The 13,834-nt window shown below is 32.7% G+C and carries 15 protein-coding genes; all 15 read right to left on the bottom strand.

The genetic code is table 11. From position 1 onward, the window contains the following. Window position 1: 1 nt before the first annotated feature. Window positions 2-1,267: a PTS ascorbate transporter subunit IIC gene (locus BMZ74_RS05340; protein ID WP_089860784.1), complete on the bottom strand. Its 1,266-nt coding sequence runs from the start codon at window positions 1,265-1,267 to the stop codon at window positions 2-4. Between the two features lie 24 nt (window positions 1,268-1,291). Beyond that, a complete protein-coding gene (locus BMZ74_RS05335; protein WP_089860782.1) occupies window positions 1,292-1,567 on the bottom strand; it encodes a PTS sugar transporter subunit IIB in 276 nt (91 codons plus the stop codon). A 51-nt stretch (window positions 1,568-1,618) separates the two neighbouring features. Beyond that, window positions 1,619-2,086, bottom strand: a complete 468-nt coding sequence (locus tag BMZ74_RS05330) for a PTS sugar transporter subunit IIA (protein ID WP_089860779.1) — start codon at window positions 2,084-2,086, stop codon at window positions 1,619-1,621. 202 nt (window positions 2,087-2,288) lie between these two features. Then, window positions 2,289-4,298 (bottom strand): methyl-accepting chemotaxis protein, encoded by a 2,010-nt coding sequence (locus tag BMZ74_RS05325; protein WP_089860777.1) that lies wholly within the window; start codon window positions 4,296-4,298, stop codon window positions 2,289-2,291. A gap of 489 nt (window positions 4,299-4,787) precedes the next feature. Beyond that, window positions 4,788-5,858 (bottom strand): PTS fructose transporter subunit EIIC, encoded by a 1,071-nt coding sequence (locus BMZ74_RS05320; protein WP_089860775.1) that lies wholly within the window; start codon window positions 5,856-5,858, stop codon window positions 4,788-4,790. A 62-nt stretch (window positions 5,859-5,920) separates the two neighbouring features. After that, window positions 5,921-6,232 carry a PTS fructose transporter subunit IIB gene (locus BMZ74_RS05315; protein ID WP_089860772.1) on the bottom strand — a complete coding sequence of 104 codons (312 nt, stop codon included), beginning with the start codon at window positions 6,230-6,232 and terminating at the stop codon, window positions 5,921-5,923. Between the two features lie 90 nt (window positions 6,233-6,322). Then, window positions 6,323-6,775, bottom strand: a complete 453-nt coding sequence (locus BMZ74_RS05310) for a PTS sugar transporter subunit IIA (protein WP_089860770.1) — start codon at window positions 6,773-6,775, stop codon at window positions 6,323-6,325. Then, window positions 6,768-8,786, bottom strand: coding sequence for a BglG family transcription antiterminator (locus tag BMZ74_RS05305; RefSeq protein ID WP_089860768.1), 2,019 nt, complete (start codon window positions 8,784-8,786; stop codon window positions 6,768-6,770). Before BMZ74_RS05305 ends, BMZ74_RS05310 begins: the two co-directional genes overlap by 8 nt. A 267-nt stretch (window positions 8,787-9,053) precedes the next feature. Continuing rightward, on the bottom strand, window positions 9,054-9,365 hold the full coding sequence (locus tag BMZ74_RS05300; RefSeq protein ID WP_089860766.1) for a hypothetical protein: 312 nt from the start codon (window positions 9,363-9,365) through the stop codon (window positions 9,054-9,056). Between the two features lie 18 nt (window positions 9,366-9,383). Then, complete coding sequence (locus BMZ74_RS05295; RefSeq protein WP_089860764.1) at window positions 9,384-9,890, bottom strand: C-GCAxxG-C-C family protein; 507 nt, start codon at window positions 9,888-9,890, stop codon at window positions 9,384-9,386. Window positions 9,891-10,086: 196 nt separating this feature from the next. Then, on the bottom strand, window positions 10,087-10,761 hold the full coding sequence (locus tag BMZ74_RS05290) for a class II aldolase/adducin family protein (protein ID WP_089860762.1): 675 nt from the start codon (window positions 10,759-10,761) through the stop codon (window positions 10,087-10,089). Further along, window positions 10,754-11,257, bottom strand: coding sequence for a hypothetical protein (locus BMZ74_RS05285; protein ID WP_089860760.1), 504 nt, complete (start codon window positions 11,255-11,257; stop codon window positions 10,754-10,756). The genes BMZ74_RS05290 and BMZ74_RS05285 overlap by 8 nt, the downstream gene beginning before the upstream one ends. Before the next feature lie 43 nt (window positions 11,258-11,300). After that, the gene (locus tag BMZ74_RS05280) at window positions 11,301-12,668 is read right to left on the bottom strand and encodes a PTS galactitol transporter subunit IIC (RefSeq protein ID WP_089860758.1); all 1,368 of its coding nucleotides are present in this window, start codon (window positions 12,666-12,668) and stop codon (window positions 11,301-11,303) included. Window positions 12,669-12,794: 126 nt separating this feature from the next. After that, complete coding sequence (locus BMZ74_RS05275) at window positions 12,795-13,079, bottom strand: PTS sugar transporter subunit IIB (RefSeq protein ID WP_089860756.1); 285 nt, start codon at window positions 13,077-13,079, stop codon at window positions 12,795-12,797. A gap of 193 nt (window positions 13,080-13,272) precedes the next feature. Next, complete coding sequence (locus BMZ74_RS05270; protein WP_089860754.1) at window positions 13,273-13,794, bottom strand: YjbQ family protein; 522 nt, start codon at window positions 13,792-13,794, stop codon at window positions 13,273-13,275. Window positions 13,795-13,834: the final 40 nt, after the last annotated feature.

Below are 13,834 nucleotides of genomic sequence, written 5' to 3'. Positions count from 1 at the left end.
CTTAACTAAATAATTTAGCCAGATAGCCAACTATAATTCCAACTACACCAAAGTCAGCATCACCAAAAGTTGTATTAGCAAAACCGAGGGAACCTAAAACTGGTAATAAAAGTGCTGGTAAAAAAGAAATCAAAATCCCATTTACAAAAGCACCCAACATTGCACCTTTTTTGCCACCAGTTGCATTTCCAAAAACACCAGCAGTAGCTCCAGTAAAGAAATGAGGTACCATGCCGGGAATGATTAAAGCTAATCCCAGTGGTCCCAGCAAAAACATGCTGACAAGACCTCCCAGAAAACTAAAAATAAAACCAATAATTACTGCATTGGGAGCATAAGTAAAAGTTATTGGGCAGTCCAAAGCTGGTTTAGCATCAGGCACAATTTTTTCGGCAATTCCTTGAAAAGCAGGTACTATCTCACCAATAATCATCCGGACACCACTTAAAATAATACTAACCCCAGCCGCAAAAGTAATACCCTGCATTAAAGCAAACATAAATAGACTGCGCTCGCCAGCATATTCAGCATAAACTTCCGGGCCAGCAAATAAGCCAATGATAAAAAAGATGATAATCATCGTTAACATTGTTGAAAGCACAGATTCCTTTAAAAAACTAAGTGAATCGGAAAACTCAATATCTTCTGTACTATCTTCTGGATCACCAATTAGCTGCCCAACCAGACCAGCAGCAATATAGCCTGTGGTCCCGAAATGACCAATTGCTACTTCATCTCCACCGGTAACCTTTCTCATAAAGGGTGCTCCTAAAGCAGGGAATAAAACCATTACAAAACCTAATAATAAAGAACCTACTATAATTAAAGGGATTTCATTTAAACCAGCAGTTCCCAAAACTGCTGAAAGTAGAGCCGCCATAAAGAAAATATGATGACCTGTTAAAAACACATATTTTAAAGGAGTAATTCTGGCAAAAAGTAAATTTGCTAGAAAACCAAAACCCATAATTAGTGCTGTTTCTCGACCAAAAGTTTGTTGGGCCAGGGCAACTATTGCTTCATTAGTTGGAATTACTCCCTGAATATTAAAGGTCTGCTGAATCATCGGCCCTAAATTATTTAAACTACTAATTAGAACATTAGAACCAGCTCCCAAAATAACAAATCCTAAAATACTTTTTAAAGTGCCTGACATTATCTTGGAGAAAGGTTTTTTCATAACAGCCAGACCAATCAAAGCCATTAAACCGACCAGAACTGCTGGTTCATTTAAAACTTGATAAACAATAAAATTAATTAAAGTCATTAAACTTACCTCCCCAGATTAATTTTATTTTGAAAGCTTAGCTGCTGCTGTTAAAACTTTTTCTTTAATCTCATTGCGATCAGTCATATTTTTAACACTGATTACTTCGGCTGGATGATCAATTTTTTTACCAATTTCTTCACTGGCAAAAATAAAGTCAGCTTTTTCTCCCTGAATTGAAGATAGATCTTTAACATCAACTGTCCCCTTAATTCCTTCCTGATCCATAACCTTCTCAATATTCATCTTCAAAACCAGACTGCTGCCTAATCCCATACCACAAACTGCTAAAATTCTCATTAAAACACCTCCTTTTGATTAAGCATTTAACAAAATTTTTAGAATAAAATTTTATTTCTGATAATTTTCAGATGCAATAATTTTTTCCATATAATTTAGAATGCTAGCTGGTTTTTCAATGACAGCTATTTTATTTACTGCATTATCTGCCATTAAAACTGTTGATAATTCAGAAATAGCTTTTACATGTTGCTTATCATCGACTGCCCCAAAAGCAAAAGCTATTTTAACAGGATCATTATTTTTATTACCAAAATTAACTGGTTCAGCCAGAGTTACTAGACTCATACCTAACTTTTTTACTCCATCTTCTGGACGCGCATGCAATAAAGCTATGCCTTTACCAATTACAACATAAGGACCGTTTTCAATAATTGATTTCTGCATTGCTTCTATATATTTTTCAGTAATTAAATTATCAACTAGCAGTAATTGACCTGCTGTTTGAACAACTTCTTGCCAATTAGCAGCTTTAATCTTAATTGCTATTCTACCTTCTGTTAAAAGATCTAAAATCATGATTATCCCTCCTACCGACAATATTTAAACCTCTAATATAATTTCCCGCTTGATTTAATTTTATTATAGTTTCATTGACTCAGAAAAGCAATATTTAATAAATTATATCTCTTGCCAGCAATTGTGGCAAAAAACTTTATTTATTAAAAAAAGCGCTCCCGTAGGAGCGCTAAGATGTACATTTTTTACTGAAATTTAAATCTTATAATTTGAATTTATCTACTACTTCTGATAATTTTTCTGCCATATCTGCTAACTCATCAGCTGATTTAACAATATCCTGAGTTGCACTATTTTGTTCAACTGTTGCAGATGCTACTTCTTCTGCATTACCAGCTGCTTCATGGCTAACATAAGATACTTCCTGAATTGCTCCGCCAATATAATCACTATTATCACCAACATCAGTAATTTTCTGACCAATCTGAGCAATAAAGTCTTTTAAACTAATAGCTGATTTATCGATTTTATCAAATGAGTCACCTGTTTTCTGAATAGATTCAACACTGGTATCAACTACAGATTCAGTTTCATCCATTTTTGAAATTGCTACCTCTACTCCAGTTTGAATTTCTTGAATTAAAGAAGCAATTTTATCAGTTGCCCCTTCTGACTCTTCAGCCAGATTTCTAATTTCATCAGCTACTACGCTAAATCCTCGCCCTGCTTCACCGGCTCTTGCTGCTTCAATAGCTGCATTTAAAGCTAATAAATTAGTCTGGGAAGCAATATCATTAATCAGCTCAATGATTTCTTCAATTTGTTGAGAAAGCTTACCTAATTTATTAATATTAGCAGCAACTTCCTGAGAATTATTTTTAACATTACCAACTTTTTCTACCGACTGTTTTACTTCTAAATTACCAGATTCAATAGTTTCAATTACAGATTCAGCTTGCGTATTCATTTCTGCAGACATCTGGTTAATTTCATCAATCCTTGAGGTGAGCTGGTCAATACTGGAAGATATCTCCTCTATTTGAGCTGACTGTTCTTCTGCACCTGAGGCAACATTTTGGACAGCATTACCAACATCAGTTGCTGAATCAGCAACTTCTTTACCAGAAGCCGCTAGTTCTTCACTGGCAGCAGATAAATTAACAGAAATTTCTACAGTCTGAGTAATAATTTCACGTAAATTATGCTGCATAATAGCAAAAGTATCAGCTAGCTTACCAATTTCATCTTTACGTTGCAAAAGTTTCTCAGGAATTTCAGTTTTTAAATTACCAGCTGCTATATCCTGACATGTTTTAACAGTTGCATTAATTGCTTTAACTATACTATTAGAATTTAAATAGAGGATTAAAGCCAATAACATAAAGATTACAATTCCAGTTAATAAAATTATATTTCTCAAGCGAGCAGTAGTGTTATAAATGTCAGCCAGCGAAAAATCTAAATTAATTACACCGGATATTGTCCCGTCTTTAACAAAAGGAATAAAGATTCGATAAATTTCATTATTAGCAGTCTGACTGGAATCTGCTGCAGTTGTTTCTAGAGCATAAACTTCTCCACTACTGAGTATATTACTTACTTCAGGATTAGTTATTTTCTGACCCAAATTTTCTTCATTATTAGAGGCAGTAATTGTTAAGTTTTGATCTATAAAAGCAGCATTAATTATATCTTGACTTGAAGCCACTCTATTCATCAATCTCTGGTAGCTAAAACTTTCGGTAAGACTCTGCACGTTATTGGCCCTGATACCAATCTGAATAGAACTACCATCAGAGTTTCTAAAATGAGCATATTTATTATAATTATCTGACTCACTATCTTTACGTATTTTTTCAAATAATCGGTCTGCGCCTGACTCCATAAATTTATAAACAGGATGATCTTCTCCCGGCTGCCAACCTACATATTCATCGACTGTTGAATAAACAATCTCCTTGTCACTATTATACCAATAAATCTCATTTACACCTGTTTCCTGCATAATTTCTTTAATTAAGTCATTATCTAATTCAGCAGATCTACTTCTTACTACTGCCGCTGTAGTACTCAACTTGTCATCAATCATACCATTTATTATATCTAACGAACTTGAATTATCAGCTAGCTGATTTTCAATTTGATTGGCTAATTTTAGACCATTTGTCCGCTGGTTTTGGATTAAATTATCTCTCATTATATCAGCAGATAAAAATGCTATACCAGTAAACCCAATTAAAATCAGAATAATCGGAATAATTAGCAATTTCATTTTAAGTGATGATAAAATTTTTGTCAGCTTGTTACCCCCTTGGTTTTTTATACTTAAAAATAATAGATAGTTAAGTAATTATACTATATATTATTTTTAAACAATTAGCCAGTCTATATTGTTAACTTTCTGTAAAATAATAGATAAATTTAATCAGAGCAAGAAAAATTAACTTTTTTGATAATTGCCAGCTATCCTCCCTCCTCTAAAAGCTATCTTATTATTATATAATAAATTTATTTTTTACTAAAATTAGGATAATTATAATTCTTATTATAAATTTATTTTATCAAAAAAAAGTTAGCTTCGCTACATATTATGCAAAAAATTGCTAATTTATTAGTGAATCTAGCCAAAATTAACCAGTTAAGATCTCTAAATAGATTAAAAAACATAATTTTAAAAATAAAAAAGACTTTTACCTAATAGGTAAAAGTCTTAAACTAGTATGAAATCAAAATAGTTAGTTTTATTTAATTAAATTTAATTTTAGTCAAGTTCAAATTCAAGTTCTAAGTCTTCTGACTCATCTTCTGCCAGCTCAGTTTCAGCAATAGGTTTTTTTAATAGGTTAACCATTGCTGCAGAAACTATAATACCAATTATAGCAGCTACAATAAACATAATTCTGTTATCAACTACTGGGAGAACAATTGGCCCACCATGAGGAGCATGATCACCTACTCCAGCTAACATTGCTATAACTGAGCCGATAGCAGATCCAGTCATAATAGATGGAATAACTCTAATTGGATCAGCAGCAGCAAATGGAATAGCTCCTTCAGTAATCCCAATTAATCCCATAAAAAAAGCTCCTTTACCTGCCTGAATTTCTTCTTTAGTATATTTTGCTGGTGCAAGCATTGTTGCTAAAGCCATACTTAAAGGAGGAATGCAAATAGCCACTGCAATTGGTCCCATAACATTATATACCCCTTGTTCAATTAAACCCGTACCAAATAAGAAAGCAGTTTTATTAACTGGTCCTCCCATATCAAAAGCAATCATGGCTCCTAAAATAATTCCAAAAATAACCTGACTACCTTCACTCATTCCCTGCAGCCAGGCTGTTAAACCAGCCATAGCATTACTAACAGGCACACCAATTACATACTGCATTAAACTACCAACAATAATTGTAGACAAAAGTGGAATTACAAAAATAGGCATTACCGGACGAATAACTTCTGGCACCTGCCAGCTTTTAATCCAGGCTGCAATATAGCCAGCTAATAAACCGGCAATAATTCCACCTAAAAATCCAGCTCCAATTTGACCTGCTAAATAACCAGCTACCATTCCAGGTGCTAAACCTGGGCGATCAGCAATTGAGTAAGCAATATAGCCAGCCAAAATTGGGACCATTAAAGTAAAAGCTGCTGAACCCAAAGTCATTAGCTTTTGCAGAACTGGACTGGTTACATTAGCGCCGGTTCCGGCCTCTACTCCACTTAACATAATTGAAAAAGCAATTAAAACTCCTCCCGCTACCACAAAAGGAATCATGTGACTAACTCCAGTCATTAAATGACCTCTTATCTCTTTTAACTTATCTTTCATAATAATCTCCTCCCTGTTTTATTTAAGCTAAAATTAAATAGATAATACTTAAATTATTAATCTTATTCAGAAAACTTTTCAATAATCTTGGCAATAATTTTGTCTGAATGTTTAATTGCTTTTTGAACATCAATTTTTAGCTTCGGTATTCCTGTAAAGCGATCTCCTTTAGAAATATTAACATCAGCTGCTATAACTACAGCAACTGCATCTTTAAGGTCGGCTGCTGTGATTTCATTTTCTATACCAATTGAGCCCTGAGTCTCAACCTTAATTTCAACTCCTTTCTTCTGGGCACTTTTTTCTAGTGATTCTGCAGCTAGATAGGTATGGGCAACTCCTGTTGGACATGATGTTACGGCTAATATTTTCATTAAATCAATCTCCTTTATGCTTTATATTTTTTAAATAATTTATAAATAAATTATTTATTAGTTATATCTAATATCATTAAAATAATAATTTTAAACGAAAATTGTCTGAATTATCTCATTAGCAATAGCAGCTGACTCTGCCTGTAGTAATTCATTTTTGAAATCTTCATTTAATAAATTCCTTGATAAAGTAGACAGAATTTTTAAGTGCTGATTTGACTCACTTTCTGCTGGAACTGCCAGTAAAAAAACTAATCTAACTGCTTCATTATCAAAAGATTCCCAACCAATAGGTTCAGCTAATCTGGCAAAAGCAACTGCAGCTTCTACAACTCCAGCTGATTTACCATGTGGAATTGCTATTTCTCGGCCCACTCCTGTACTTGTTTTTTCTTCGCGCTCAAAAACAGCTGTTAAATAATCTTGATAAGAGCTCAAATTACCATTTTGATTAATTAATTGAGCCAGCTTTTTAATAACCTGATCTTTATTAACTGCTTTTAAATCAAGACTAATTAAGTCTTGATTAATTATTTTATTCATTAATTATCTCTCCTTTAGTTAGTAATAAATAAAGTTCTGCTTTAGTTTGAGCAGATTTTAATCTTTCTAAAAACAAGTCATCTTCCATAATCCTATAAAAATAACTAAAAAATTTTTTGGCTATACTTTGTTCAATGTTAAGTAAAAAAATTAGCTGTACTTTATCTTCACCCCATTTAATTGGTTTTGCTAGAGTTGCTACAGCAACTTGCTGCTGATCTAAATTAGAAACTCTAGCGTGAGGAATTGCTATTCCCTTTCCAACTGCCGTAGAGCTAGTTTTTTCTCGCTCAAGTACGTCCTCTGTAAAATCTATATCTTTTTTATTTTGTAATTTTTTAGCCAAAAATTTAATTACAGCTGTGGGAGTTTGTAGATTAAGCCCGGGCCATATAAATTCAAGATCAAATAAATTTTTGATTACTGCTTCTGGTTCAATTAAATTATCAGTAGTAACAGCATTACAATTTTTTAAAGCTGCTAGCTGATTTTTAAGCTGTTTTAAATCAAATTGACTTAAAAAAGCACTTACTTTAATTACTTTTACCGGTAATTTGTCAGAATTAATTGGAATAGTAGTAATCACAAAATCTATTTCAGCTAGATTATATTTAATTAATTCATGGGTTGATAAAATATCAACTATTTCCAGATGTGGAAGGTAACGACGCAATTTACTTGCAATTAATTGGGAAGTACCTACTCCACTTCCACAAACAATAATAGTTTTAAAACTACCTGCCAGTCGTTCTTTAGAAGCCCCCAGATGTAAAGCTATATAACCAATTTCATCTTCATTAACTTTTAAATCTAAACTCTGCTGGAAAATAATACTGCAACTCCAGGCTGCTCCAAAAACATCAGGATAGTTCTGCTTAATCTTATTTAAAATAGGGTTGCGAATACTCAACCCATATTTAAGACGATTAATAGCCGTTCGCAAATGTAAGATTAGGCCCAGCAGCAGCTGCTCATCACTGTTAAAATCATAATCTAAAATCTTAGTTACCCTATTTATTATTTTTACTGCAATTTTAACTGTTTCTGGATCAGAGTTTTTAATCACATGCTTTAAATCTGCATTTTCAATATTCTGCTGAATTTTAGATCCTAAAATATGGAGTGAAATATAACCTATTTCTGAAGCAGGAATTTCTATTTTATATTCAGCATTTATTTTAATAGCAATTTTCTCAGCAATTTTAAATTCTTTTTTTGATCTTAAAACAGCTAACTGCTCATTACTCATTTCAACATCTTTATTTTTATTGAGCCTTTCCAGAGCAATTGCAATATGAATAACCAATGCTGTAATTGCTTCATCAGCAAAAGAAAATTCTGCTTCAAATTCAACCTGTCTAATAATTTCTTCAATTCTTTTAAAATCAAGTTCACCAAACAAATCTGCCAATTGTTGATAAACATTATCTTCAACTGCAGAAATTTCGACAAACTCGTTACTCAACATTAGTTTTAACTCTTTATCATTTTTTAAATCAACCAGCAGTTCAGCCACAGCTTTTCGCCAATTTTTTTCACTTCCAATAACATAAACTCCAAAATTTTGTCTTCTTTCTAATTCTAAATCATAATTATTAAGCCACCTTTCAACTGCTGTCAAATCATTATATATAGTAGACCGACTAACAAATAACTTTTTTGCCAGTTCTTCCATAGTATGTTCATGCTCAGCTGAAAGTAGATATTTCAAAATTAATTTCTCTCTTTTTTCCGGAGAAACTGGTGCTTGATAGTTTTTAAGCTGATCAAGGCGTGTCTGCAAAAATTCACGCTGGGTATTATTTATTTCCAGCCAGACTCCACTACCAGGCTTTTTAATCAAATTAATTTTTCTATCAGCTAACCACTCTGCTAATTTAGTTAAATCACTTCTGATAGTACGAGCAGAAACAGTAAATTTTTCCGCTAATTCAGTAATTGTAATTTCAGATTCTTTTTGTAAAAGAATTTCTAATAACTTACCAGATCTCTTATTCGGAAAAGCTAACATTATAAAAACTCCTTTTAAATAATTTTTACTTTATATATTGCTTCAAATAGGATTTTAAAGACCTGTGGCAGTGATTAAGCTGATATATCCGGAATAAATAAGTTTTTTCAACTGTTCCTAATTATATCATTAGCTAGATAGCTAATCTATAGCTAAAAGCTTATATTTTTTTCCACTTCACTGCGGAAATAATTAACTTTTAAAAATAAAAACTCCAGCTGTAAACAGCTGGAGTTAAGTTTAAATTATAATTTTATAGTAATTTAATCAGTCATCTAAAATAGCAAAAATATCTTTCATTACTCGATATGGTTTTGACAAAACACGACGGGAAAATGAATAGAGAAATTTAGGTCCCTGCTTTTTTATAATTTCATTTAATTTAAATGGTTCAGTTAAAATATGTTCAACACTATCGAGAGTATAGAGTTTTAATAATTCTTTTTTATCTATACCTGATGTTTTATGACAGTGCTGACATTCAATAGTTTTAATTTCATTATCAAGATATAAAATTTTATGTTCAGTTTCTTCACTACAATTCAAACAGTACAAAGTTGTATCAACTTTTTCCAGCATTGTTGCTCCTCCTTAATTTTATTTTAACTCTACACCCTGGTTAATTAAAATCTCTGCAATCCAGCTGGCTGCTTTACCAACAACAGCGGTACATTTATCTTGATGACCACCTGCTGTCTTCATAGTCTCTTTTCCGATAGCAGTCTGCATATCAAATGACTGACCAAAGATCTTTTGCTGAATATCCTGGCATATCTCAGCCTGATATTCCTGAACAAACTTTTCTCTTAAAAGTCGGCTTAACTGCTTATCTTTAAATTTACTACCACTTAGATGGATTGAATTAATATCACGACCAAAAAAATAACTGAAAATAATACAACCAGCTAAAAAAGCTCCACAATTACCAGTACCTCCTTCAGCTATTCCTCCCGAAAAAGAATTAGTACTTTTAAAAATAAGATCATCAATAATAAAAAAATCTTTAACAGCCAAAATGGTAGCCTGACAGCAGCCCCGCATGTTTTTTTCATAATCAAATCCATGTTGATAAATTTTTTCCAGTACATATTGCTTTTTATCCATAAATTACCTCCATACTAAAGCATTTAATAATAGTAAATTTTCTGACTATATTAAGCGATAAGATAAACTTTCTCCCAAAAATTATAAATGTTAAGTAGCCGGAAATTAATTTCCGGCTACTTTGGGTAGGTTAATTGTTTGTTGCTTGGGTTTTTTATATAAACTAACCAGCCAATATAAAGCGGTCAGATTATAACTAATGATTTACTACAGAATCAGGTACTTCTCCTGTACCCTGGCCATAATAATCAAATATTTTAACTGCCTGTTCAATTTGATCATCAGTCATCATTGCTACTTGATCACTCATTGATTTAGCTAAACAATATGTTTTAGCAGCTTCTTCAAGATAAACACAAGCATATAAAGCCTGCTTTAAAGAATCGCCAACGGCAATCACCCCATGATGCTTTAAAATTACAGCCAGTTTACCCTGCAAATTATCTACAGCTTCAATCCCCATCTGCTCACTTGCTGCAGATGAGAAAGGACATACATTAACTGATCCTTTAGTTGCATTAGCCAGGGTAGTCAAGTTACATCTAAATTCATCTTCAACCAGCCCAACAGCAGTTGCATAGGGCTGATGTGTATGGATAACTGCTTTGACTTCTGGCAAATTATTATAAATATAAAGTAAAGCTTTTGAATCAACTGATGCTTTACGTTCTCCTTCAATAATATTACCGGCTAAGTCCATTACAATAATATCTTCAGCTATTAATTCTTCATAAATCATTCCAGAAGGAGTAACTAAAATATGCTCAGCGGCTACTTTATAACTTACATTACCACCAGAAAGAGCAATTAAACCATAACGATCTAGTTTAAGACCTGCCTGAATTACTTCTTCCTTTTCTTTCTCATACATTTTGCTTTTTCCTTTCTGCATATAAAGCATTATTTTTCTTTATCTTTGCTTTAAGAGAATCAGGATGAAGACTTTCCTCTAAACTTAAAAATTGCTCATTTAAGTCTTGATAGTCATTGTATGCTCTCAAATCTATCCAATAACGACCTTTAAATAAAGAAGGTTTATTAACTCTTATATACATCTTTTTTGCCAGATGCCTCTCTCTTATTCTAAAGCCTTCTAGCTCAGTTAAGGAGTAAACATGAGACTTGCCAAAAGCCGAAAAAGTTAACTCATTATCTGCTAATATTATTTTACGTGGATAACTAATTGAAATAAAATTAGTTATAATCGTGTATAGAGATAAAAAGCAAACAAACATCCAGAGATATTTTAAGGAAGAACCTCGACTAATATGAAACACTCCTAGCAGCAAAACCAATACTGCCAGTAAACCGGCATAAACAACTCTAATTAAGAACTTTTTCTGATCAAATATATATTCTTTTCTCATGTTTGCTCCTTTCCACTGATTTGATCAATCAGAATAAACAAGATTAAGCTTGTTGAGCAGTTTTTAATTCTTCAGCTTCTAAAAGAATTCTTCTTCTATTTACTAAAGCTAAGACAACAGCTACAGCTGCTACAATACCAATACCTATCCAACCAAAGTCATTTAAGCGTACAATAACCCAGGTTAAAGGATTAGCACCATCACAAATACTAGAAATCATTGTTGCATTAGAAGGTAGTGCATAATCTGCATTAACAGCTGCTTCAGTCATTAAAGGAGCAAGATTAGTTGAAATTAATAGCCCGGCAGCTAGAACAATAATTCCATTAACTAAAGCTCTAAAGCCATTCCCCTTAACTACAGGTGTAATTAAAACAAACATCCAGGGAATAACAGCTAGATCAGCAAAAGGAAGTACTTTATTGCCAGGTAAAAGAACTGCAATAGCTAAGGTAAGAGGTACCAGAATAAGTGATACAGATAGAGTTAAAGGGTGTCCTACCCCAACAGCTGAGTCAAGCCCAATATACATTTTCCCCCGATTGGAAAATCTATCACTAATAAAAGCAGATGCAGCATCTGAAATAGGTAATAAACCTTCCATTAATAAAGAGGCCATTTTAGGGATTAAGACTAATACAGCACCCATTGTAATACCTAATTGTAATACCTGAGAAATATCATAACCAGCTACAGCACCAATAATCATTCCCAGTACAGAACCAATAATAATTGGCTCACCAAATACACCAAATTTCTCCTGAGCTTCTTCCATATTGATATCAATATCTCTAACTCCAGGAATTAAGTCAATTATTTTATTGATAACTATTGCAACTGGAGCATAAGCACCAGAAAATCCATGTGGTAATGATACACCAGGTAAACCTAATGTTTCTTCAACTCCAGGAGCTGTATAATCAGCAATTACCATAATAATTACCATATTTAAAACAGCTGCTAATAAGCCAATAGCCTGACTACCAGTCACTATAGCTACCAGAGAACCAGTAAAAGCAAAATGCCAATAATCCCAGATATCTACATCGACAGTTTGAGTTGTATTGGTCAATAACATAATAATATTTACCAGTAAGCAGACTGGAATAATTACCATCCCAACTGTAGAAGCAAAAGCAATTGCTGCCGCTGCTGGCCAGCCAACATCAATAACTGATAAAGATAGGCCAAAACGATCTACCATTAATTGTACAGCTGGACCAAGATTAGATGACATTGCTCCGATTACCAAATTCAGTCCGATAAAACCAACCCCAACTGTCAAGCCAGCTCGTAATGATTTACCCTTTTCTGTCCCGAGAGCAATTCCAAAGATACAAATAATAATTGGCATCATTACTGTTGCTCCCAAATCCTGAATAAAATTAAAGAAAGACAGTATGTATGACATAAATTTCACCTCGTTTTATTATTTGGTATTGTAAAAAATAAATTTATTTCTTACAATACCAGTTTAGTTTTAATAATTTTAATTAAAATAATTTAGTTCACAATTTCCAGCTAAAATAAGATAAAACTATGCTTCCATTAAATCTAGAATTTCTTTTTGCGTTTTATCTACTCCAACCCCAGTTAAGAAACTTACCCCACTAACAAAAGGACATTTAACACCAGAAGGTTTCATAGTTGTAGCAATAACAAAGTCAAAGTCAGCTGATTTAGAAGGTACTTCAGCAATTTTACATTGTTCAACTTTATATTGACCGGAATATCCATTTGAATTCAATAATTCTTCAACTTTTGTTCTTGCTGCTGTAGATGTGCAAACTCCAGCTCCACATGCCATTAAAATTCTTTTCATTTTGCTTCACTTTCCTTTCTCTATTTTTATTTTATTTGGCTTTAGTTCTGCTGCCTAAATAACTTAAACAGCAGAACCAGCCTTGCTTAATTATATAATTTCTGTTAGTCACAGTATTATAGAAAGTTATAAAATTATTTGTTGCTTAACAGATATAATTAACTAGTTTTAATAACTTAGATTTATTACTTGTTTACTCTCCCAGCACAATAATCTTACATCTGCGTTCCCGGGGACGTGTTCTATCAAAATCTACGAAATAAACATAGCCAGTTTTACCTACCCCTAGTTGACCATTATCAACTTCAAATGTTTCACTAGAGCCAAGTATAGTTGATTTCAAATGAGCGTCACAGTTAAAAAGCGCTGAACGATCACCATCAGGTAAATATGATTCGGCATTAGGCCAGGAAGCAACCGCCTGATAATGCTTTTCTCCTGGATAATTATACTGACCTTCTGCAATATTGTCAGGAATAATCTTTTTAAGTACATTGTTTAAATCAGTCTGTAAAAATTCTTCTCCATTTTCATTATAATCATGGACAAATTCTTCGAAAAATACAGAGCAGGTAGTATGGGGAGAAATCACTACACAAATTCCTGTTTGAATTCCACTGTCTTTAATTACTTTTTTTACCGAATCAGTAATATCAAAAAAAGTTGGAGTTTTGCCATGAGAATTTAAAGTTATTTGCTCTTTGTAAACAGTCATTTTTTTACCTCCTAAATACCAGATACTATTTAATTATAAA

It is taken from the genome of Halanaerobium salsuginis (assembly GCF_900114545.1).
Taxonomy (GTDB): Bacteria; Bacillota; Halanaerobiia; order Halanaerobiales; family Halanaerobiaceae; genus Halanaerobium; species Halanaerobium salsuginis.
This window is presented reverse-complemented; position numbering and strand designations above follow the sequence as displayed.

What these genes read in the sequence shown, in the direction of transcription:
- BMZ74_RS05340 (WP_089860784.1), bottom strand. Translation starts at nt 1,267, where the DNA reads ATGACTTTAATTAATTTTATTGTTTATCAAGTTTTAAATGAACCAGCA.
- BMZ74_RS05335 (WP_089860782.1), bottom strand. Translation starts at nt 1,567, where the DNA reads ATGAGAATTTTAGCAGTTTGTGGTATGGGATTAGGCAGCAGTCTGGTT.
- BMZ74_RS05330 (WP_089860779.1), bottom strand. Translation starts at nt 2,086, where the DNA reads ATGATTTTAGATCTTTTAACAGAAGGTAGAATAGCAATTAAGATTAAA.
- BMZ74_RS05325 (WP_089860777.1), bottom strand. Translation starts at nt 4,298, where the DNA reads ATGAAATTGCTAATTATTCCGATTATTCTGATTTTAATTGGGTTTACT.
- BMZ74_RS05320 (WP_089860775.1), bottom strand. Translation starts at nt 5,858, where the DNA reads ATGAAAGATAAGTTAAAAGAGATAAGAGGTCATTTAATGACTGGAGTT.
- BMZ74_RS05315 (WP_089860772.1), bottom strand. Translation starts at nt 6,232, where the DNA reads ATGAAAATATTAGCCGTAACATCATGTCCAACAGGAGTTGCCCATACC.
- BMZ74_RS05310 (WP_089860770.1), bottom strand. Translation starts at nt 6,775, where the DNA reads ATGAATAAAATAATTAATCAAGACTTAATTAGTCTTGATTTAAAAGCA.
- BMZ74_RS05305 (WP_089860768.1), bottom strand. Translation starts at nt 8,786, where the DNA reads ATGTTAGCTTTTCCGAATAAGAGATCTGGTAAGTTATTAGAAATTCTT.
- BMZ74_RS05300 (WP_089860766.1), bottom strand. Translation starts at nt 9,365, where the DNA reads ATGCTGGAAAAAGTTGATACAACTTTGTACTGTTTGAATTGTAGTGAA.
- BMZ74_RS05295 (WP_089860764.1), bottom strand. Translation starts at nt 9,890, where the DNA reads ATGGATAAAAAGCAATATGTACTGGAAAAAATTTATCAACATGGATTT.
- BMZ74_RS05290 (WP_089860762.1), bottom strand. Translation starts at nt 10,761, where the DNA reads ATGTATGAGAAAGAAAAGGAAGAAGTAATTCAGGCAGGTCTTAAACTA.
- BMZ74_RS05285 (WP_089860760.1), bottom strand. Translation starts at nt 11,257, where the DNA reads ATGAGAAAAGAATATATATTTGATCAGAAAAAGTTCTTAATTAGAGTT.
- BMZ74_RS05280 (WP_089860758.1), bottom strand. Translation starts at nt 12,668, where the DNA reads ATGTCATACATACTGTCTTTCTTTAATTTTATTCAGGATTTGGGAGCA.
- BMZ74_RS05275 (WP_089860756.1), bottom strand. Translation starts at nt 13,079, where the DNA reads ATGAAAAGAATTTTAATGGCATGTGGAGCTGGAGTTTGCACATCTACA.
- BMZ74_RS05270 (WP_089860754.1), bottom strand. Translation starts at nt 13,794, where the DNA reads ATGACTGTTTACAAAGAGCAAATAACTTTAAATTCTCATGGCAAAACT.